Origin of the sequence: Camelimonas fluminis, from assembly GCF_014656355.1 — a bacterium.
GTDB lineage: Bacteria > Pseudomonadota > Alphaproteobacteria > Rhizobiales > Beijerinckiaceae > Camelimonas > Camelimonas fluminis.
The window spans coordinates 16,032-37,543 of the sequence record NZ_BNCG01000019.1; the positions used below are offsets into that span (position 1 = coordinate 16,032).

19 protein-coding genes are annotated in these 21,512 nt (G+C 64.8%); 12 read left to right on the plus strand and 7 right to left on the minus strand.

Annotated features, from left to right (window positions below):
- Window positions 1-194 precede the first annotated feature (194 nt).
- From IE243_RS16675 to IE243_RS16700, 6 genes are all read left to right on the plus strand, one after another.
- Entirely contained in the window at window positions 195-407 is a 213-nt protein-coding gene (locus tag IE243_RS16675; RefSeq protein ID WP_191320584.1) for a hypothetical protein, read from the plus strand.
- A complete protein-coding gene (locus IE243_RS16680; RefSeq protein ID WP_191320532.1) occupies window positions 400-1,632 on the plus strand; it encodes an HlyD family secretion protein in 1,233 nt (410 codons plus the stop codon). Before IE243_RS16675 ends, IE243_RS16680 begins: the two co-directional genes overlap by 8 nt.
- 82 nt (window positions 1,633-1,714) lie before the next feature.
- Window positions 1,715-3,433 (plus strand): SulP family inorganic anion transporter, encoded by a 1,719-nt coding sequence (locus tag IE243_RS16685; protein WP_191320533.1) that lies wholly within the window; start codon window positions 1,715-1,717, stop codon window positions 3,431-3,433.
- Between the two features lie 68 nt (window positions 3,434-3,501).
- On the plus strand, window positions 3,502-3,855 hold the full coding sequence (locus IE243_RS16690) for a hypothetical protein (RefSeq protein ID WP_191320534.1): 354 nt from the start codon (window positions 3,502-3,504) through the stop codon (window positions 3,853-3,855).
- A gap of 27 nt (window positions 3,856-3,882) precedes the next feature.
- Window positions 3,883-4,482 (plus strand): hypothetical protein, encoded by a 600-nt coding sequence (locus IE243_RS16695; protein ID WP_191320535.1) that lies wholly within the window; start codon window positions 3,883-3,885, stop codon window positions 4,480-4,482.
- 303 nt (window positions 4,483-4,785) lie between these two features.
- The gene (locus IE243_RS16700) at window positions 4,786-6,423 is read left to right on the plus strand and encodes an inorganic phosphate transporter (protein WP_191320536.1); all 1,638 of its coding nucleotides are present in this window, start codon (window positions 4,786-4,788) and stop codon (window positions 6,421-6,423) included.
- A gap of 72 nt (window positions 6,424-6,495) precedes the next feature.
- On the opposite strand, the gene IE243_RS16705 is transcribed toward IE243_RS16700, so the two are convergent.
- On the minus strand, window positions 6,496-6,909 hold the full coding sequence (locus IE243_RS16705; protein WP_191320537.1) for a hypothetical protein: 414 nt from the start codon (window positions 6,907-6,909) through the stop codon (window positions 6,496-6,498).
- 279 nt (window positions 6,910-7,188) lie between these two features.
- Between IE243_RS16705 and IE243_RS16710 the strand changes: the two genes are divergently transcribed.
- Window positions 7,189-7,398 (plus strand): hypervirulence associated TUDOR domain-containing protein, encoded by a 210-nt coding sequence (locus IE243_RS16710; protein ID WP_191320538.1) that lies wholly within the window; start codon window positions 7,189-7,191, stop codon window positions 7,396-7,398.
- A gap of 323 nt (window positions 7,399-7,721) precedes the next feature.
- On the opposite strand, the gene IE243_RS16715 is transcribed toward IE243_RS16710, so the two are convergent.
- A complete protein-coding gene (locus IE243_RS16715) occupies window positions 7,722-8,159 on the minus strand; it encodes a hypothetical protein (RefSeq protein WP_191320539.1) in 438 nt (145 codons plus the stop codon).
- A gap of 598 nt (window positions 8,160-8,757) precedes the next feature.
- Window positions 8,758-8,967 (minus strand): NepR family anti-sigma factor, encoded by a 210-nt coding sequence (locus IE243_RS16720; protein WP_191320540.1) that lies wholly within the window; start codon window positions 8,965-8,967, stop codon window positions 8,758-8,760.
- 444 nt (window positions 8,968-9,411) lie between these two features.
- Here IE243_RS16720 and IE243_RS16725 point away from each other — a divergent pair, with 444 nt between their 5' ends.
- The 4 genes from IE243_RS16725 (at window position 9,412) to IE243_RS16740 (ending at window position 16,395) form a co-directional block, all read left to right on the plus strand.
- Window positions 9,412-12,507 carry a response regulator gene (locus tag IE243_RS16725; protein ID WP_210319885.1) on the plus strand — a complete coding sequence of 1,032 codons (3,096 nt, stop codon included), beginning with the start codon at window positions 9,412-9,414 and terminating at the stop codon, window positions 12,505-12,507.
- Complete coding sequence (locus IE243_RS16730; protein WP_191320541.1) at window positions 12,504-13,367, plus strand: CheR family methyltransferase; 864 nt, start codon at window positions 12,504-12,506, stop codon at window positions 13,365-13,367. Before IE243_RS16725 ends, IE243_RS16730 begins: the two co-directional genes overlap by 4 nt.
- Entirely contained in the window at window positions 13,357-15,195 is a 1,839-nt protein-coding gene (locus IE243_RS16735) for a response regulator (RefSeq protein ID WP_191320542.1), read from the plus strand. Before IE243_RS16730 ends, IE243_RS16735 begins: the two co-directional genes overlap by 11 nt.
- A gap of 231 nt (window positions 15,196-15,426) precedes the next feature.
- Window positions 15,427-16,395 (plus strand): magnesium and cobalt transport protein CorA, encoded by a 969-nt coding sequence (locus tag IE243_RS16740; RefSeq protein WP_191320543.1) that lies wholly within the window; start codon window positions 15,427-15,429, stop codon window positions 16,393-16,395.
- A gap of 49 nt (window positions 16,396-16,444) precedes the next feature.
- On the opposite strand, the gene IE243_RS16745 is transcribed toward IE243_RS16740, so the two are convergent.
- Window positions 16,445-16,798, minus strand: coding sequence for a DMT family protein (locus IE243_RS16745; RefSeq protein ID WP_191320544.1), 354 nt, complete (start codon window positions 16,796-16,798; stop codon window positions 16,445-16,447).
- Window positions 16,799-17,001: 203 nt separating this feature from the next.
- Between IE243_RS16745 and mepA the strand changes: the two genes are divergently transcribed.
- Window positions 17,002-17,919, plus strand: a complete 918-nt coding sequence (gene mepA / locus IE243_RS16750; protein ID WP_191320545.1) for a penicillin-insensitive murein endopeptidase — start codon at window positions 17,002-17,004, stop codon at window positions 17,917-17,919.
- 180 nt (window positions 17,920-18,099) lie between these two features.
- On the opposite strand, the gene msrA is transcribed toward mepA, so the two are convergent.
- The 3 genes from msrA to IE243_RS16765 all read right to left on the minus strand — a co-directional run bounded on the left by msrA (window position 18,100) and on the right by IE243_RS16765 (window position 21,333).
- Complete coding sequence (msrA, locus tag IE243_RS16755; protein ID WP_191320546.1) at window positions 18,100-18,753, minus strand: peptide-methionine (S)-S-oxide reductase MsrA; 654 nt, start codon at window positions 18,751-18,753, stop codon at window positions 18,100-18,102.
- 252 nt (window positions 18,754-19,005) lie between these two features.
- On the minus strand, window positions 19,006-20,022 hold the full coding sequence (locus IE243_RS24125; protein WP_505661114.1) for a DUF6662 family protein: 1,017 nt from the start codon (window positions 20,020-20,022) through the stop codon (window positions 19,006-19,008).
- A 456-nt stretch (window positions 20,023-20,478) separates the two neighbouring features.
- Window positions 20,479-21,333, minus strand: coding sequence for a hypothetical protein (locus IE243_RS16765; RefSeq protein WP_191320548.1), 855 nt, complete (start codon window positions 21,331-21,333; stop codon window positions 20,479-20,481).
- Between the last annotated feature and the right edge of the window lie 179 nt (window positions 21,334-21,512).

Here is a 21,512-nt window from a genome sequence, read left to right on the forward strand (position 1 = left end):
GCCATGACCTCATTCCAAACAACGCCTTGACGCGCAAAGCCTTGCGCCGGCCCGACGTGATCGCGGCGCCCTGGCTTGCCGCGTTGCGCTCCAGGGATCATTCGTCAGGTTGAATGACGCCCGGCGGCGCCCCAAAGGGGCGCAGGAAACACGCATTCCCCCATCTTTATGGGGCAAAACCCTTCAAGATTCCATTGACAGCGATATATGAAGACGGCCTGTTGCTCGCCCTGATTGACATTCCGGATTTCTCTGGCCTGTTCGGCCGGATGGCGAATGCGCTTGAGCGCCTCGCCGGAACGCCGTCGCCGGAGAGTGATCCCGCGGCGCCGGCCAGCCCTGACGCAGGCGGCGCCGAGGTCGGCAAACAGGCGGCGTCCGGCGCGGCGGAGGGCGGCCATGCTTGAGCTTCTGTTCTGCTCCCTGCTGACAATTTTCCCGGATTACCTGTACCGGCGCTACCGGCAGGGCAAGCGTTTTGGCAAGGAAATTACCTTCTATTCCGTATGGTTCGAGCTGAGGTGGGGAATCGTTTCCTGCCTGATCCTCACGATCGGCCTGATCACGGTCATCTTCTATAACCATCCGTCGACGACGAACGTCACGCTGATGTTCCGCACCGTGCCGATCGTGCCGGAGATCAATGGGCGCGTCGCGCAGATTTATGTCGGCGTCAGCGGCCCTGTCGCCAAGGGGGCGCCGATTTTCAGGCTCGACAGCTCCAGGCAGGAAGCCGCCGTCGAATCCGCCCGGCGCAAGGTCGCCGAGGCCGATGCAGCGATCAGCGTCGCCCGGGCTGAAATCGCCACCGACGACAGCCGGATTCTTGAGGCAAAAAGCGCTCACAAGCAGGCGCTTGACGAACTGGAAACCAAGCAGGAGCTGCGGCGGCGGAACGATGACATCGTAGCCCGTCGGGAGATCGAGCGGCTGGTGAATCTGGTGGCGGGCCGGGAGGCCGCGCTCACCGCCGCGCAGGCCACGCGCGCCGCGGCCGAGACGCGGCTGACAACCCAGCTTCCCGCGGAGAAGGCGAGCGCTGAATCCGCCCTGGTGCAGGCGCAGGCCGACCTGGACCGGACGGTTGTCCGGGCTGGCGTCAACGGTCGCGTCGAGCAGTTCACCCTGCGCGTCGGCGACATCGTCAATCCCTTCATGCGGCCAGCAGGCGTCCTCATCCCCGATGAGGCGGGGCGCAACACCATGCAGGCCGGCTTCTCGCAGATCGAGGCCCAGGTGATGAAGCCAGGCATGGTGGCTGAGGCCACCTGCATGTCAAAACCTTGGGAAGTGATCCCCATGGTGGTGATCGAAGTTCAGGATTTCATCGCCGCCGGCCAGGTGCGGGGCGGCGAGCAGCTCCTGGACGCCCAGCAGGTCAACAGGCCAGGAACACTGCTGGCGTACCTTCAGCCGCTTTATCCGGGCGGGCTTGACGGGGTGACGCCGGGCAGCAGTTGCATCGCCAACGCCTATTCGAACAACCACGACCTGATTGCCTCGGGCAAACTGTCGACGGGCCGCAAGATCGCGCTCCACGCCGTTGACGCCGTCGGTCTCGTGCACGCCCTGCTGCTGCGCATCCAGGCGCTTGTCCTCCCCATCCGGACACTTGTCTTCAGCGGCCACTAGGATCGCCGCGAAGCAAGGTCCGGGTCGGCCGCATGACATCGGGTCCCGGGCTCCGGGCCCCCCCGCAACCGGAATGACGGGCATGACTCGGATGTTGGCAGTTGCGAGGGGTTTGCTCCCCTACAAACCTGAATGGCTGCGTCTGGATCTCACCTCAGGCTTCGCCATCGCCGCGGTTTCAATTCCAAGCGCGATCGCCTACCCGGCGATCGCGGGCCTTCCAGCCGAAACCGGCCTTTACGCCTGCATTCTGTCGCTCGTTGGCTACGCGTTGTTTGGTCCGTCGCGAAAGCTCGTGGTTGGCCCCGACGCCGCCACCATGACCGTGCTCGCCGCCACGCTCGCAACGCTGCCCCTGGCCAACATGGCGGACCGGGTGGCGGCGGCGGCGGCGCTGGCGCTGATTGTCGGCGTCTTCTGCATCATCGCGCGCTGGCTCCGGCTTGGCGTCGTCGCTTCCTTCCTGTCGCGCCCGATCCTGATCGGTTTCATCAGCGGCATTTCGATCTCGATCCTGGTCGGTCAGATCAGCCGCTTCACCGGCGTTCGCATCGAATCCGACGGGCTGGTGGCGCCGGTCCTTGAGATCATCCGCAAGGCAGGCGACATCCACTGGCTCAGCGTCATGTTTGGCGCCGGCATGTTCGCGCTGCTTGTCGTGGCGGCGCGGCTTCGCTCTCCGGTGCCGGGCCCCGTCATCGTCGTGCTTGTGGCTGTGGTGGCGTCGGCGCTGTTCGATCTTGAGCACCGGGGCATGAAAGTCATCGGCAGCCTGCCGGGCGGGCTGCCCGCGCCGGCGCTTCCATCCATCACCAGCCTGCCGCTGCGGGAGCTTCTGCTTGGAGCGGCGGCGATCTGGCTGGTGGGGGTCAGCTCCGGCCTTGTCGCGGCGCGCAGTTTTGGCGCGAAGGACGGGTTCAGCGTGGACGCCGACCGGGAGCTGACCGGGCTGGGCGCGGCCAATATCTTCGCCGGAACGTTCAGCGGCTTCCCTGTCACGATCTCGGATTCGCGCACTGCGATCAATCTCGCCACCGGCGGACGCTCGCAACTGGCTGGCCTGATCGCCGCCATCACCCTGACAGTGTTGCTGCTTTTTCTGAACGACGCGCTGCGCGTCCTGCCGAACGCGGCGCTGGGCGCAATTCTCGCTTTCGCCGCGTTGAGCCTGATCGATCTCCAGGGCCTTCGCGAAACCTGGCGGATCAGCCGCATGGAATTTGGGTTCGCCCTCATCAGCATGTGGGGGGCGATCAGCCTCGGCGTCCTCAGCGGCGTCGTCATCGCCATCGCGGGCACCCTGCTCTACGTGCTTCTCAAGGAAATGCGGCCCCGGGACGCCCTGCTGGGGCGCGTTCCCGGCCGTCCCGGCTTTTACAAGCTCCACCGCGCCGGGGACGCGGCGCCACCGGACGGGATGATCCTGTTCATGGTTCAGGGCAGCATTCTTTTCTTCAACGCCGACTATATCCGCGCCCGGCTCGACAGCGTTGCCAGCGCCGCGCCGCCCGGGACCAGGCGATTTGTTTTTGATGCCGGCGCCATTGCCCAGATCGATTCCACGGCGGCGACGATGCTGCTGCAATGGCGCGTTGACCTGCGGGCGGCGGGAATGACGCTGGCGATCGCCGAGTTGCACAAGGAGCCCAAAGAGATTCTGGAGCGCGCCGGTTTCTTTGACGGACCAGAGGCGACCGTCGCCTTCGATGATCTGGAGGACGCCGTGCGGGGGCTGGATCCGGCCCCGACCGCCTTTCGGCAACCAGAAGGCGTGGCGCGAGCGCCCACACCCCCTGGATGACGCGATCAATCGGCATCTGGCGCGGGCAGCCCGAGGCGCCCGAAACGCCCTGGACCGGAGGGGAAGCCATGACGGGGATCAGTTTCGCCGCGCAGCCGTTGCGGAAGCCACGGGGCGTCCTCCCCACGATGACGGCCGACCGGTCCTTCGAAACAGATCTGGGCGCCGACGAGGCCATCAGCCCGCTTGCGACGGTGAGTCAGGCGGTGAACGACCTGCGCATCGCCAGTCGCACGCCCGCACGGAAGAACAGGAAGGAGGCGGCAGACCCGGTGAACAAGATCAACCCAGCAAATTTTCCCGAAAACTACCCCAAGATACGTATTGATAAAACACAAACTGGAAACAGTTCATTGCGGAGTTGCTACTCTATAATTTCCAAACTACACAATTCGGCACACATGCAGCTACTCCACCCATGAGATTAACGTCAACCAAGGAGCCTCAACATGTCTGCATTACGCAACGCTGTACTTGCATCGCTCGTCGCCATTCCTCTTTTTGGTGGCGTGCACGGCTACACGACGCCGGCCTTTGCCGCCCAGGGGATGAATGTGCGCGGCGTGGGCGCCGTCGACATCCAGAACATGAACGTCAGGATCCTGGCCATTGATATCCCGTCCCGGACGGTGCGCGTTGAGAGCAAGGGGCATCAGTGGGATCTCACGCTGCCGCAGGAGTTTGGCCCCCTCACCAATATCCGCGTGCGCGACCGGCTGCAGATCAACCGTGTTCAGGGAGCCCTCGTCTCGGTCGCTCCAGCGAAGCGCGGAGCGAAGCCGAGCGTCGTTTCCACGACGTCCAGCGACACCGGAACATTCGATAATCTTCCTGCCCGGTGGGTCGTGCGGAAAATGACCGTCACCGCCAGGTTCGATGGTCTCGACGCCGCCAACGGCGTGGTGAGCTTTAGCGGACCCCAAGGCCCCGGCACGATCAAGGTGGTGGACCCTGAGGTCCTTGCCGCGCTTAAAAAAGTGAAGAAGGGCTCACTGATCGTCCTTAACTATGCGGAAGCCAACGAGTTCGTTCTTACCGATCGCCGGTGATATCCCTCTGACCCGAACGCTGCGCCGGGGGGGAGTCCTTCCCCCGGCCGGCCCGCTGACTGCGGCGTCACCGCAGATGGCGCGTCAATGGGGCCTGCCGCAACGTCAGCTCGCGCGACGACGCCGACCTTGTCAGCAACGCACGGATCCACAGGCGGGTTTCTGGCTGCAGAACTGGCGCCAGTTGACGTAAACGGAATTTCGATCCCGCCGGAGCTTGCCAAAAGGGCCTCCGCTTGTCATGTGACAGCTGAATGACGGCGTCGGCCAGACGCCGGCTGACGCGATATCTCCAGTGCGACCATGGCTGACACCACACTCATGCTATCGCGTCCAGCGTCTTCCCCGGAAACGGGGGGCCGTCGTGAGCGCAAAACCAGTTTCGCCGCGTTAGCCGGATTCGTCGGGCTCCTCGGGGCGGGCCTCGCTTACGCTGCGTTCAGCCTCTATAGCGACGTCATCGCGGCGGACGCGCCCGCCATCGCGCTGGCGCCATTTGCCCTGCTTGTCCTGGCCCTGCTGATCGCGCTCGGCTTTGAATTCGTCAACGGCTTCCACGATACGGCGAATGCGGTCGCCACGGTCATCTACACCAACGCGCTGCCCGCCAACGTCGCCGTGATATGGTCAGGCGTCTTCAATTTCCTCGGCGTCCTGCTCTCCAGCGGGGCGGTGGCGTTTGGCGTCATTGCGCTGCTGCCGGTCGAGCTGATCCTCCAGGCGGGGACAGGCGCTGGTTTCGCCATGGTGTTCGCCCTGCTCATCGCGGCGATTATCTGGAACCTCGGCACCTGGGCGCTCGGCCTACCCGCCTCCAGTTCACACACACTGATTGGCTCGATCATTGGCGTCGGCATCGCCAATTCGCTGTTCAACGGTCATGGCGGGACATCAGGCGTTGACTGGTCCAAGGCCACGGAGATCGGCTGGTCGCTGCTGCTGTCGCCCCTGTTCGGCTTTTGCATGGCGGCGTTGCTGCTGCTGGTGCTGAAATGGCTCGTGCGCAAGCCGGAGCTGTACGCCGAGCCGAGGGGCAACCAGCCGCCGCCGTGGTGGATCCGCGGCGCGCTGATCGCCACCTGCACCGGCGTTTCCTTCGCCCACGGCTCCAACGACGGTCAGAAGGGCATGGGTCTCATCATGCTGATCCTGATCGGCGCCGTGCCAACCGCCTACGCCCTGAACCGCTCGCCAGCGCCCAACCATGTCGCTGCCTTCACCGCCGCCGCGCATGACGCGGCGCAGGTCCTTTCCGTCAGGGCCTCGCACCACAGCGCGCTGGAAAGTCATGGCGCGCCCGGCGATCCGCGTCCCGCCGTGTCGCAATACATCGCCACCCGCACCATCAGCGAAACCACCTACCCGGCGCTGGCGGCGCTGGTGAATGACATTTTAACCCAGGCGTCCAGGGTCGGCGCCATCGGCAAGACGCCGGCAGCTTCGGTTCGCAACATCCGCAATGACCTTTACCTGGTGTCAGAGGCGATCCGCCTCCTGACAAAGGACCACAAGAGCGGCCTCACCCCGGCGCAGGCCGGGAAACTCAAGGCCTTCAAGACAGAGGTGGACGCCGCCACCCGCTTCATTCCACTGTGGGTGAAGATCGCAGTCGCGCTTGCCCTTGGCCTCGGCACCATGGTGGGCTGGAAGCGCATCGTCGTCACCGTGGGCGAGCGGATTGGCAAATCGCACCTGACCTACGCTCAGGGCGCCTCGGCTGAGCTGGTCGCCGCCGGCACGATCTTTGCGGCGGACGTCTATGGCCTGCCGGTTTCCACGACCCATGTGCTGTCGTCAGGCGTCGCCGGAACCATGGCGGCGAACCGCTCGGGACTGCAAATCGCGACCATCCGCAATCTGCTGATGGCCTGGGTGTTGACCCTGCCTTGCGCCATCCTGCTTTCCGGCGCGCTGTACGCCATTTTTCGCCAGATTTTTTGATCCTGAACAGGCCCGCGACCCGCCTCGCCAGGCCTTGGCTCTGGCCCTGGCCGATGGGTCATTGCATCCGGATCAGGGCTTGCAGCGATCGTAGCCCTGACCGATTTTGTCATTGGCCATGGGATACTGATTAAGGCGATCGCCCTCACCACCCAGCACCAGCCCGGTCTCCCCACCGGCGACGCTGGTGGCGCAGTTCAACGCCAGAACGTGGCGCTCCCCCATGGTGCGGTGACTGACAATCCGACAGGTCGAGGCGGGCCCCTGAATGGTGGAGCCCGAAATAAGCAGGGCGGGCCTGAAGGGGTTGACCGGTTGCCTGAAGGCAAAACCATTGCCCTTCCGGACAAAGACGTCCTTGCACGGCGCGCCGCTTTCAACCCAGGCGCCCTGAAGTTGCGCGAAATCCCCCGCGAAGGTCGGACAAACGCCGGCCGCCAGAAACAGCAGGGCCCCGCCCGCCAGACGATTGATCCTTGAGATCATGACCACGGCCCCCTGTCAGAATGGCGAACTCATCTGGTCCGGGCCCGGTTGTCAAACCATCCCGCGCAACTGACCATAGCCCGCGGATCGCGCCCCTGCCCCGGGTTGATGTTAGAAGACAAATTCGCAACGCCGCAAGCGACATATGCGACTGGGCGCAGCTCAATTTGCCGATGATCTGTCGCCGCGACCGCCGGCCAGTCCGGCGCTACCATGAGAGACTGTCCGGGCAGGCCAGACGGCCAGACAGGCCTGGATGTGAAGACGGAGGGCTGTGAGATGAAAACGCAGTTTGGCGTCGGCGATCATGTCACATGGAATTCGGAGGCCGGGTGCGTCTCCGGCACGATCATCAGGATTCACACGTCTGACTTCGACTACAAGGGGCGCCGGCGCCACGCGTCGGCTGATGACCCTCAATACGAGATCAAGAGCGACAAAACCGACCATGTCGCCGCCCACAAGGGCAGCGCTCTCAGGCGCGTCTGAACCGGCTGGCGCTTGAGATCCGGGCAAGGAGCGACGCGCAACAGCAGCGACGCGCAACAGGAGCTTCGTGCGGGACCCGTCTGTGACAGCGCGTGCGCTACAGACTTTCCCGAGGCGCTATCGTGGACCAGCGCGTCGCCGCAGATGGCGCGCCAGGCAATTCTGGCAGAGCCTCATCAGCAAGGTCCGGCGTATGAGCGACGAAGGGCGCGCCGCCCGGTCCCGTGGTGCGGGCTGGACGGGGTTTGCAATCGCTTGCGCCCTCCGCAATCTTTCCCGGAAGCCGGGTCGGCTCAACCTCCGTCAGGTTACCCGTTCGGCCCTTACCAGTTCGGTCCCGGGCCAATCGAATTGAAGTCCCAGCTGTTTTCTGAATTCATTTCAGCGACCAGCGCCTGGTCGGAAGGAAGCGCGCGGTTGCGACCCAGCTGCCGGAAACTCTGATAGGCAGTCTCATCGCCGACATAGACGCAGTTGCAGCCCTTTGGATCAGCGTAGACGTATACGGTCTTGCCCTTGACCTGCTTGGCAATCAGCCGGCCGGCCGGAATGGCCGCCAGTTTGGCCTGCCGGGCCGGGGTATCCGCAACTTTCGCGGTGAACCCGGCGGCCGTCAGCAGGTTGCCCGTCGGCGCCGGAGCCTTTGTCTGACAGGCAGATAGCGTGATTGCTCCGGCAACGGCTGCGAGCGCGAGTCCTGCTCGTCCAGCCAGAAGGCCACGCAGGGGAGTTTGACCAACACGCTTCTGTAACTGCTGCATGTGTAGCTCCTGTCTGGGAATACGCTGGCAGGTAAAACCTGCTGAACCGCTGCAAAGCTGCGCCTGTTCCGGGAGGCGGTCAAGGCGCAGCCACCGTTGACGCACGCTGAATCCACGCCGGCGAGCCGTCCCGTTCCGTGTCCCTGCTGCACGGTCGGCAAAGGCCTGGCGCCGCCGGCGCTCCCGGGATGCATTCCCTGAAAGATCACAAGCGCCTGGCGCAGGTTCAACAAGTCGGGCAAAGGCGACTTTCCCGACAAACGCGTCGCCGCCGCCATCGCGGGTTCGTCAAAAAACATGAGGACAACCGGCGGCCTGACCGGCGCCCGGCGCGATAAAGGTCGCGAAGATGCTGGCGCATCCCGCTCCGCACCGGCCTGACCAGCGTGACCCGCCCGGTCATGCGCAACCGCCAGCATCTGCTGGCGCCGCCAGGGCAGGCGCGGCGGGCCGCCAATCAGCCGTTGGATCAACCTGTCGGGCGTGTCCAGACAGGCCCTCATCCCAGCACCCGACGAGACCCGTCGAATTCTGCTCAGGCTCCCCAAGCGCCTGAGCTTTGCAGGCTGTGGGTGCGAAGCATCCGCACGCCCTGGCGTCAGGCGTTGTCCAGCTTCTCCAGCAGCGCCTGAAGCCGGTCGGGCAGCGGACAGCGCACCACGTCGCCGTACACGGCGCGAAGTTGCGAGCCAATCGCCTGGTTCACCGCGGCGATAGCCGCATCTGTAACCCCATTCGACAGTCGGACCGTATCCTCGCCGCCCCAACCGGCGGCGCCCCCGCTCTGATCAATTCGCCAGCAGTTCATTGCGCCCGAACCTCCCGGGCGCGCCCATTTGCCAAAATCATGATGTGTTGTCCTGTCGCGATCCGCGTCATAAACCCGAGGATCAATTCGCCGCGAAAGCCCTGATGGCCCTGCCAAAATCTTGCCGCATCCGCCGACCCGGCGTTCATGCCCATTCTGCGTAAAACCCCCTCCCCGCCAATTTGTTCCAAAAAAACTGGAACTTCTCGACCTCGCGGCGGTTATCGTTGGGTACAAATCCAGGGGTTGGGCTTCCGGACATGTTGATGAACACCTTGGCCAGTTGGTCAATTTCACGGACTTTGTCCAGAAAACCGCGTGTTCCGCAGGCCTTTCGCTTCCGATGACGTCCATGCGACGCACCCTCCCCCATCCCGGCGGACGCCCAGGCGCCCCTGCTGATCCCGCAGGGTCGTCATCAGAAATTGTGTATGAGTGAGCGCCTTGACCTATCGGAAGAACCTGACAATCACGATCGCGGCGCTTGCAGCAATCGTCGCGACGTTTCTGGTGGACGTCGAAGTGCCTCTCGGCGCCGCGATCTGGGCGCTGTACGCGCTTCCACTCGCTTTGACCTTCATGGCCACCCGCGCCATCCTTGCGCCAATCGTCACCGCCCTGGTCCTTGTCGCCATTGTTGTTGGGTATTTCGTCGCCATCCCTGGCGTCGACCCGCACATCGCCGTCATCAACCGCACGATGGGCGGGTTGATGATGGCGACGATGGGCGTCACCGGATATTTCCTGATCCGCGGCCGTCAGGCCACCGCCGCCTGGGCGTGGGTGCAAACCGGCCAGGTGAAAGCGGCGCAGGCGCTTCAGGGCGATCTTTCAGCCGAACAGGCCGGAGAAAAATTTCTGAGCGCCCTGTGTCAGTCCACGCGGGCCCGCGCCGGCGTGATCTATGCGCGCTCGGCCACCGGGCTGCTGCAGGTTGCGAGCTGGGGAGCCGACGTCGCGCGGCTTCCATCAGAAGTGCAACCCGGATCGGGCCACCTCTGGCGGGCGATCGACAGCAATGCGCTGGTCGACATTCGCGGCGTTGAAGATGCGCAGCTCGCGTGGACCTCGGGGCTGATGAGCGGTCGCGCCGCCTGGAGCATCATCGTGCCAACCCATGACGGCGCGCAGGTCAATGGCGTCATGGAGCTGGGCTTTGACGCGGAGCCGGCCAAACGCGTGCGCCGCCTGCTCGAAAGCATGCCGGAGCGCATCGGCGTGGCCCTGCGCTCCGCCCGTTACCGCAAACAGCTTCAGGAACTGCTTGAGGAAACCCGTCGGCAGACCGAGGAATTGCGCAGCCATACCGAGGAGCTGGCGGCGTCCAACGAAGAGCTTGAAGAGCAGACCCAGTTGCTGGAGCAAAACCGCGAACAGCTTGAGCAACAGCAGGCCGCGCTGGAAGAAAGCAATGCCCGTCTCGAAACCCAGACGCAGCAACTGGAGGAGCAGCGCGACGCCCTCGTGCGTTCACGGCGCCAGCTGGCTGACCAGGCCGACCAGCTGACCCAGGAGAGCCGCTACAAGTCGGAATTCGTCGCCAACATGTCGCACGAATTGCGAACCCCGCTGAACGCCCTGCTGATCATGGCGCGGCTGCTTGGAGAAAACCGCACCGGCAACCTGTCCAGCGAACAGGTGAAGTGGGCGCAGACCATCACTGGCGCCGGTCAGGATCTGCTGACGCTGATCAATGATATTCTTGATCTGGCAAAGATCGAGGCGGGAAAGCTTGACGTTGCGCCGATGCCGGTTTCTCCCGGGGGCGTCGCCAACAAGTTGCTCCGCAGTTTCGAGATGCAGGCGAAGAACAAGGGGCTGGCGCTGGACGTCGATGTGGCCGGCGAGATCGAGACCATTGAAACGGACCCGGCCCGGCTTGAACAGATCCTGCGCAATTTTCTCTCCAACGCCATCAAGTTCACCCATTCCGGCAGCGTGTCGCTGCGGGTCTCGGCGGTCGGGGACGGCGTCTCATTCGCCGTGCGCGATACGGGGATTGGCATCAAGGACGGGGACCAGCAGGGCGTGTTCGAGGCCTTCCGCCAGGCCGATGGAGCCATATCGCGCCGGTATGGCGGCACCGGCCTCGGTCTGTCCATCTCACGCGAGCTGGCTGATCTGCTTGGCGGACGCATCACGCTCGAAAGCACGCCTGGAGCCGGCAGCGTCTTCACCCTGATCCTGCCGCGCCGCTTCCCGGAAAACAGCGCGGTGCGCCGACGCGCGGCTGCTCCCGGAACGCCGCCGCCGCCACAGCTTCCGGTCGCCATGCCGGAAGCCGCGCCAGGCGAAACCACGACCATCGGCTGCATGGCCGGCGTGGAGGATGATCGCGCCCTCATCCAGGACAGCGATCGCGTCATGCTGGTGGTCGAGGACGATCCGGCGTTCGCCCGGATTCTGCTTGATCTGGCGCGCGACCTTGAGTTCCGCTGCATCGTGGTCGATCGCGCCGAAGACGCGGTGAACGCGGCGCAACGCTACCTGCCTCAGGCCATCGTCCTTGATGTGGGATTGCCCGATCATTCCGGACTTTCCGTTCTCGACAGGCTGAAACGCAACATCCAGACCCGTCACATTCCCATTCACGTCGTCTCGGCGGGCGACCATATGCGCGAGGCGATGGCCCAGGGCGCGATGAGCTATCTGCTCAAGCCCGTCGACCGCGATGAGCTGTCGCAAACCATCCAGCGGCTTGAAGGGCGGCTGGAGCAACGGACCCGGCGCGTCCTGATCGTCGAGGATGATCCCGCGCAGCTTGCCGGCCTCAAGGCCCTGCTGGCCAGCGACCAGGTGGAAACCGTTGGCGCGGCGACAGCAGCGGAGGCGATGGCCGCGTGCCGGGCGGGGACGTTTGACTGCATCGTGCTGGACATGACGTTGCCCGACGCCTCCGGGTTTGACGTGCTTGAACAGCTCGACGCAGATGACGCGGCGTCATTCCCGCCGGTCATCGTCTACACGGCGCGCATCCTGAGTGAAGCCGAAGAACTGCGACTGCGCCGCTATTCGCGGTCCATCATCATCAAGGGAGCCAAATCGCCGGAGCGCCTGATCGACGAGGTGACATTGTTCCTCCATCAGGTGGTGGCGGGGTTGCCGGAGCGTCAGCGGGAAATGCTGAAGGTGTCCCTCAACCGCGATTCCATACTGGAAGGACGCCGGATCCTGGTGGTGGAGGACGACATCCGCAACGTCTACGCCCTGACCGGCATCTTTGAGCCGCACGGCGTCGAGGTCCAGGTCGCCCGCAACGGCCGGGAGGCGCTGGAGGCGCTTGGACGCGTGGCGGACGGGGCGCAGGGCGTCGACCTGGTGCTGATGGACGTGATGATGCCGGAAATGGACGGCCTGACGGCAACCCGCGAGATCCGCAGACTGGATCGCTGGGCCAACCTGCCGATCATCATGTTGACGGCCAAGGCGATGGTTGAGGACCAGAACATCTGCCTTGCCGCGGGCGCCAACGACTACATTCCCAAACCCATCGACGTCGACAAGCTGCTGTCGCTCACGCGCGTGTGGATGTCGCGATGACCGCAGGCCCGATGACAGCGCCGCCCGTGGAGCCGGTGGAGCTGGAGCTGTTTCTGGAAGCGCTCTACCGGCGTTACCACTATGACTTCCGCTCCTATTCCCGCGCCTCGCTGCTGCGACGGGCAGAGCTGGCGCGGGAGCGCCTGGGTTGCGACACCATCTCGGATCTGCAGAAGCGGGTCCTGCACGAGCCAGCGGTATTGCCGCAGGTTCTCGACGCCATGACGGTGCAGGTGAGCGAGCTGTTCCGCGATCCTGGCTACTATCTGGCGCTGCGTGAGGAGGTGATTCCGCACCTGCGGACCTTTCCGTCGCTGAAGGTCTGGGTCGCCGGCTGCGCCAATGGGGAAGAGCTCTACTCGCTCGCCATCCTCTTCCATGAGGAGGGGCTGTTCGGGCGCACGCTGTTTTACGCTACGGAAATCAACCGGCGCGCCCTGAACAAGGCTTCTGCGGGGATTTACGACATTGACCGTATTTCTGGCTTCTCCACCAACTACCAGCAGGCCGGCGGCAAGGCCTCCCTTTCAGATTACTATACGGCAGGCTATGGTCACGCCGTTTTCGACCGGAGCCTGAGAAGTCGGACGGTGTTCTCCGAGCACAATCTCGCCACGGACCAGGTATTTTCCGAGGTGCATCTCGTGTCCTGCCGCAACGTACTGATTTATTTCAACGCAGCGCTCCAGGATCGGGCGCTGGGACTGTTCTCTGACGCTCTGGTGCGCGGCGGATTTCTGGGACTCGGCGCCCATGAAACACTGCGGTTCTCGGCCTCATCCGCCGCCTGGGCCCCATTCAATGAACGCGAGCGTATCTGGCGTCGCACGGCAAGCGAGGACGTGACCCATGCCCGCTGATCCCATCCGCTTCCTGATTGTCGACGATGTCGCCGAGAACCTGCTGGCGCTGGACGCGCTGTTGCAGCGGGAGGGGCTTGAGATTCACCACGCGTCATCGGCCCCGGAGGCGCTGGAGCTGATGCTGGTCCATGACTATGCGCTGGCGTTTCTCGATGTGCACATGCCGGAAACCAATGGCTACGAACTGGCGGAGCTGATGCGCGGCGCCGAGCGCACGCGCCGCGTGCCGATCATTTTCGTTACAGCCGCTGAACGGGACGACACCCGTCGCTTCCGGGGGTATGAAGCCGGCGCGGTGGACTATATTTTCAAGCCCATCGATCCGCTGGTGCTCAAGTCAAAGGCCGAGGTGTTTTTCCGGATCGGCCAGCAGGCGCGCGATCTGGAGCGGCAGCGCGATGAGCTGCGCGCCATCGCCAGCCACCGGGACCTGGCGATCGCCCGGCTGAAAGCGCACGCCGATAACTCCCCTCTGGCCTATGTGGAGATCGACAGCGCCCTGACCATTCTCGCCTGGTCGGCTGGCGCGGAGCGGATGTTCGGCCGCAGCGCGGAGGCGGTCGCCGGCCGCCTCGCCGGCGAGATCGCCTGGCTGGCGCCGGAAGGACTGGATGTACTGCGCGGATGGTTGCGGCCAGAGGCTGACGTGCCGCCGCGTTACGCCGCCGAAGCCAACGCTCTTGGGCCGGATGGCGCCAACATTCATTGCGAGATTTACGGCTCGGTCCTGCGTGATCCCATCACCGGAAAGTTGTCGCTGTCGCTGCAGATTCTCGACGTCAGTGAGCGCCACCGGTCCGAGAAGGTGCGCACGCTGCTGATTGGCGAGCTCCACCACCGCATCAAGAATACCCTGGCCAACGTTCAGGCCATCGCCCGCCAGACCCTGCGGCAAAGCGACAGCCTGGGCTCCTTCGAGCAAAGTTTTGGCGGCCGGCTGCAGGCGCTGTCGCGCGCCCACGCCATCCTGTCGGACGCCACCTGGTCCAGCACCCTGCTCGACCAGCTGGTCCATGACCAGTTTCAGGCGGGAACGCTCGATCGGGACCGCGTGCATCTGCATGGCCCCAAGGTGGAGCTGTCGCCCGAGAACACCCTGCGCATGGCGCTGAGCCTGCACGAACTGGGCACGAACGCGGCCAAATACGGCGCGCTCTCGGCGCCGGCCGGCGAGGTGCTGATCAGCTGGCGCCGGCTTGGCGATGGCCTGGAGCTGCAGTGGGAGGAGCGCGGCGGCCCGCCCGTCACGCCGCCCAAACGCGCCGGCTTCGGCTCCACGCTGATACGCTCTGGCGCGGGCGCCGATCCCGACGCCATCTCGGTGGAGTGGCGACCGGCCGGCGTCATCTGGACCATCCGCCTGTCCGACGGCGTCACCCACGTGGCGGCGGCGCCGCTGCCGGCGCGAACCCCGCCGGCGCCGCTGCCGGACGATGGCGGTTTTGATGGCTGCCGCATTCTTGTTGTCGAGGACGAGCCGCTCATTGCCTTTGATCTCAGCAGTGAACTGGAAGAGGCCGGCGCGGAGATCGTCGCCATCGCCGCTACGGTCAGCGACGCGCTTGCGGTTGCGGAAACCGGGGACATTGATCTCGCCGTCCTGGATGGCAACCTCTGCGGCAAGCCGGTTGATCCGGTCGCCATTGCGCTGTCCGGGCGCAACATCCCCTTCTGTTTTGTTTCAGGTTACGGACGCGCCCACCTGCCGCAGGATTTCCCGGATACGCCGGTAGTCGAAAAGCCGTTCCGTCCGGAGGTCCTGTTCTCGGTCCTCCGCTCCCTGCGCAATACAGCATCGGCGAACCGCAGGCCTGAGACCGTATAGAACCGGCGCGGCTCCCGACAGGGAGACATGACCTGACCATGGGGGAACCGCGCGATTCGCGACGGGCTTCCGCATGGTCATGCAGGCCAGCCCTCGCCTGGCCGGGGCAGCTCCCGTTCCGTGGGGCAAACGCCTTAACCAATACACAACCGGTCTTCCGGACACTCGGGCGCCTGAGAACCCCACGTGGCGTCAAAACCGCCTGCTGGCGTTCGCCTGGAATGAATCCGCATGACTGTTGTCGCCGCTTACCTCTACCGTCATGGCCGCCCGGTCACCCCCGTCCCGCTCGACCAGCCGGCCATGTGCGCCAGCGACCGTTCGGAGTTTGTCTGGATTGGCCTGCACGAGCCGAACGAGGATGAACTGCGCCTGTTGCAGGAAAATTACGGCCTGCACCCTCTCGCCGTCGAAGACGCGCTGAAGGCGCATCAACTTCCAAAGGTCGAGGTGTTCGGCGACCAGCTTTTTGTCGTGGCGCGCACCGCGCATCTGAACGGCGACCGCATCTCCTATGGCGAAACGGACATATTCGTCAGCCGCGACCATCTGATCAGCGTGCGCCATGGTTCGGCCCGCGCCCATACCGAGCTGCGCCACCAGCTCGAAGCGGCGCCGGCCCTGCTGCAGCAGGGCGTGGACTATGTGTTGCACGCCATCCTTGATTTCATCGTCGATGGCTATCTGCCGATCGTTGAGAACATTGAGGAAGAAGTCCTGGCGATGGAGCAGCGGATGCTCGACTCCTTCATCGGCCGGAGCGAAGTCAGCCGCCTGTTCACGCTGCGCCGCGAGTTGATCCGCTTCCAGCGCATTCTCGGCCCCATGTCGGAGGTGTGCAGCAAGCTGGCGCATCTGGAGCTGCCGTCGATTGATCCACAGGCGCGGCCCTATTTTCGCGACGTGCATGACCATGTGACGCGGGTGGAAAGCCGGGTCGCCAGCCTGCGGGAAATCCTGACGTCGGTTTTTGAGGCGAGCAATCTGCTTGAACAGCAACGCCAGAGCGAAATTACCCGCCAACTTGCCGCCTGGGCCGCCATTCTCGCCGTGCCGACGGCGATCGCCGGCATCTATGGCATGAACTTCAAAAACATGCCGGAGTTGCAGACCGAGTACGGCTACTTCGTCGTGATCTCCATCATCCTGAGCCTGTGCGGCCTGCTTTACCTGCGCTTCAAGCGGGCGCGCTGGCTATAGGGCGTTTTCCGGCAAGATGGCGTCGCCTCGGGCACCCGTCATGAGGCGCCTATAGTGGTCCCTTGAAAACGAACAGGGCGCCAAGGGCGATCAGGACAAAGCCAACGGCGTGGTTGAGAGTCAGGCGCTCACCGAGCACGGCCACGGAGAAGCCGGCGAAGACCACCAGAGAGATCACCTCCTGGATGGTCTTGAGTTCGGCGGCGCTGTAGACGGCGTGGCCGATGCGGTTGGCGGGCACGGCCAGACAGTATTCCAGCAGGGCAATGCCCCAGGACACCAGCACCACCGTCGGCAACGCCGCGCCAGGGAACTTCAGATGGCCATACCAGGCCGTCGTCATGAAGACGTTGGAGGCCAGCAACAGCAGGATGGGCAGAACGGCGGGCGACAGCAGGCTCATGCGGGCCTCAATCAGATATCCGCCTGCTCCGATACTGATCCATCGCCTGATGCGCAATATCTGCAAACCGGAAATCCGCCAGCCCGCCTCCGCGCCATCCATTTGATCCGGGATACTTTCTTAATCCGAATCGGATTTCCCTTTTCCCGAGAATGCCCAGGAGCGCGGTTGTCCGCGCCGCATCACTGTGAGACCTTTTCCGCATGTGGAAGCAACTGATTTGCCTCGCCATTGCCGGAGCCGCCCTGATCGCCAGCCCCGCCATGGCCCAGGAAAACGCGCGTCAGGAAGCCGCCAGACGCGCCCAGGCCCTCAAAACCCTGCCGCCTGACGCCGCGCGGCGGCTGTTCGGGCAAGTGACGACGGCGGCGCCTGGCGCCGGTCACGCCATCGGATTTTACTCCCGCGGCTGCTACGCCGGCGGCGTGCAGATGGCGAACACCGGCGAGACCTGGCAGGTGATGCGCCTGTCGCGCAACCGCAGCTGGGGCACACCGCGTCTGGTGCGGTTCCTGCAAAAATTCTCCGCCGACGCCGCGAGCGTCACCGGCTGGCAGGGCATCCTGATCGGCGACATGGCGCAGCCGCGCGGCGGTCCCATGTTGACAGGGCACGCCTCGCACCAGTTGGGCATTGAGGCGGACATCTGGCTGCGACCGATGACCGGTCGCGTCTATTCCGCAGCCGAGCGCGAGGAAGTTTCCTCCACCGACCTGGTGCGCAAGGACAAGCTGGACATCGACCCGCGCACCTACAGCGCCAGCCATGTGCAACTGTTGAAGCTCGCCGCCTCCAGCCCGCATGTGGCCCGCGTATTCGTCAATCCGGCGATCAAGAAAGCGTTGTGCCGCGACGCCGGCGCCGACCGGGCATGGCTGCGCAAGGTCCGGCCGACGTGGGGACACAACTACCACTTCCACGTGCGCCTGAGCTGCAACAGCGGCGACGCCTGCCGCAACCAGCCGCCGCCGCCGCCTGGCGATGGCTGCGGCAAGGAGCTGGACTGGTGGTTCAGGCCGGAAGTGTTGCATCCCAAACCACGCCCGCCCGGCAAGCCGCCGCGCGCGCTGACCATGGCCGACCTGCCGCCAGCGTGTCAGGCGGTGTTGCAGGCGCCGTAAGGGGCGGCGTGGCGACGCTGGTGCAGCGAAATTTGACCGATGCGCCCTGGCTGGCGTCACGCCAGGAGCGCATGTCATAGGCACGGACGCCGCCGGGAAATCAACGGAACGCCAGCCAAGTCCCTGTTCCGGCATTCGTCCCCGCACGGAGGAACGCGAATGTCGGAACGGACCACGGGCTCAGCCAGCCGCCACGCCGACGCCGCGCTGGCAAGCGACGCCAACGCCGCCAATGCCGCAATAGCCCCCAGGGTTTTTCGCCAGATACTGCTGGTGATAGTCCTCGGCGTAGTAGAACGGCGGCGCATCACGGATTTCCGTGGTGATCGGCCCGAAGCCGGCGGCGCTCAGGGAACCCTGATACTGGTCGCGCACGGCGCGGGCGGCGGCCAGTTGCTCCGGCGTTGTCGCGTAGATGGCCGAGCGATACTGGGTCCCGATGTCATTGCCCTGACGCATGCCCTGGGTGGGATCGTGATTCTCGAAGAATGTCGCCAGCAGTTCCGCGGTGGGCATTTTTTTCTCGTCATGGATAACCAGCACCACCTCCGTGTGGCCAGTCATGCCGGAGCACACCTCCTCATAGGTCGGGTTGGGCGTCGCGCCTCCGGCATAACCAACAGCGGTGACGGCCACGCCCGGGAGGTTCCAGAACAGCCGCTCGGCGCCCCAGAAGCAGCCAAGACCAAGCTGGATCTGCGCCAGACCAGGCCACGGGCCATGCAGCGGCGCATCACTGACGAAATGGCGCTGGCTGGTGGAAATCGGCGTCTGGCGGCCGGGCAAGGCTTCCCCCGGCCCCGGCAGGCTGGTTTTCTTTCGCCCAAAAAACATGGCGTCAACCTCCTGAAAATCTGTCAGCGATCCCGACAATCACTCCGGCTGTGGGAAGCGCCCTCCCCTATATGGGAATCGATCAGCCGCGCGTCAGCCTGACGAGGAAATCTGCTGCGCCAGGACGCCAGAATCAATGCGATAGCCTGGTTTGTGGAGCGAAGCGGTGATCCAGCGCCGTGGAGGGGAGCATTCCGGCATATTGACAATCGTCCGGCCTCATCTGCTGGACCGCCATTCAGAATCCAGTCGCTAGAAATGGCCGCCGACGCGCAGGCGCACCTGGTGGCGTTCAAACTGGTCCAGATCGAAATGCCCGGCATGCTGGCGGCCGTCGCCAGCAAGCTGGGCGTGCCAGGCCACCGACGCCCACAGATGCGCGCCCAGCCCAACATAGAGCGTTGGCCCGGCAAACAGCGCCTGTCCGGCATAGCGATCGAGACCAAGCCCTTCATATGCCCTGGCGTAGCGCGCCTCGGCGCCGACGAACACATCCGGCCCCAGGCGCCACGACAGGGCCCCGGTGATGTCGAACCCCGATGCGCGGCCAACGCCGCTGGCGTGCGGCCTTGATACGCCCATGTCGTAGGTGAGGTTAAGGGCGGCGATGAGCTGGCCGGGAATAATCTCCCGGTCGATGAGCACCTTGAAGCTGGCGCCGTATTCACGTGATCGCAGACCCGTGCCCGGCTCGACGCCGCCAAATCCTGGCGTTACGCCAAGGGTCAGGCCAAACGGCGCGGCGGCGCGGTCCAGCACGCGAAAACGCATGTCAAGAAAGGCGCCGTCCAGCGCCGTGCGGTGGCGGTCCGGCTGATCCGGCATGCCATGAATGTCATAACGCGACACGATAAAACCCGGCGACAGGCGAAAACTCCGGGTGACCGGCGCTTTCAGCGAAATGGCCGCGTCAACGGCGGAAAAGCTGCCATGACGCTTGCCAAAACGCCCGGTTGTCTCGGTTTCCAGTTCAAGCTCGCCGGGCTGGCCAATATCGGAGCCCTCGGCAAAACCAAACAGATGCTCAGTATCCAGCGGCTCATCTCCGCTGCGGACTGAGGCCCCTCCCCCCCGTTCTGGTTGCCCCGTTGCATTGAGCTGCCCAGGCCACGCCCTGCTCTTCACAGCCTCTCTGGCAGTCTCTTCCGCCTGGACGGGCCCAACCTGAATTACAGGCGCCGTCGCCAATACCCCGCCGGCCACAATCATCCGCCCGAACCGCCCCACCCCTGATCCCATCTCTTTCGGCCCCTTGCCCATTGGCCACATTCTCCGGCGCTCCCCTTTTCAGCGCAATCCAGAGCAGCGCTTGCCGTCGCGATAATATGCAATTGCAAACGATTTGCAATTGCAATCTATATTCCCTGGGAACTGGTCGCGGCGAGCGGAGGGGCCGCCGAGGCGCGCGCATATCCGCATATCGGAGGCGCGCCCGACATATCGTTATGATATCATTTGAGAACCTGGAAATTCACAGCGCTTCGCCAGGGCAGACGTTTTGCCGGAGACAGCGCGACGCCGCCATCACTGACAGGCCCCGACGCGGCAGGCGCTCGCAAGCGCCAGCAGAAGCCGCCCACACCACATCAACAGCCAGATGGATCGCCATGCGGCCCGCATGCGAAACGCGTTCCGGCCGCAACGTCATCGGGCGGCAGGGGCCGGGGCGAATGCATCCCCCCAGAGGCCCGCGCTGGAGGGCGCGCCTGGTCTGTCAGGCGCAGCTCAGGCTCGGGCAAACCGGCGCATCATTTCCTTGCCGCCATTCGCCGACAACCTGGGAGCAGCAACCATCCGCCCCTCCCTGTCGCAGGCACTCACCAGAACGCGCCGCACCGCCTCCCCACGCGTCAGCTCCACTTGCCAGAGGCGCCGCGCGACATCCGCGTCCATATCCGCCTGACCGATACGCCAGCAGATGGGCGGAAACTCAGGCAGCGCGGCGACCCGGGCGGCGTCCAGCATCAGGAGCACGACGGTCCGTCCCTGTTTCAGGGCGGCCCGGGCAAGACGGACCGGCAACGACAGCCGGTGCGCCCGCCGCACATCCAGCACCATGACCCGCGCAGGAACCGCCGCGAGGCTGACGCCAGGCCTGCCGTCCCAGCATGTTTCAATCATGGGAAGGGCGCCCTCGCCCCCTGCCGCCATGGCGCCATGGTCCAACAGATCCGCGGGCGGTCCGAGCCAGCAGGCGTCGCCGCGGGAACGGTGGCCGAAGCCGGCTGCAAACGCTGCCGCCGCTTCCATGTGCCGGGCGATTTCTTCCGCCGGACCGCCGCTGGCTGCCTCCACCACATGCACCGCGCCCTGGGCAAGCCCGCCATCGGCCACCACGTTGTCCAGTTCGGCGACCCCAAACAGCGATGGGCGTCGCCCGTCGCGCCATGCGAGGGCGGCGTGGGCACATTGTCCGGTCGATGCGGTTGGGCCGCAGATTTTTCGGACGACAGTGGCGCGTCCACCACCGTGGACTGCAGGGCCCCGCCCGGGAACGGGCGCCGCCCGTGCGCCAGGCCCTGCATCATCGGCGTCCAGGAACGCATCTCCGAGGGGCAGGCCTCCCAAGAGCGTCTCCATTGCCATCTCCGGGCGGATGTCCGGCCGGAGCGGCCATCTGTTCCTTATTTGTTCCAGTCGGGTGATTTGTCAAGCTGCGACACGGAGCGGCGACGCGCGCCTCAGTCGCCGCCGTCGGGATGCGCGGGCGAGAGGCTCAGCCAACTACCGGCCGTTTACGTCCGTTGCCCTGAACTGGC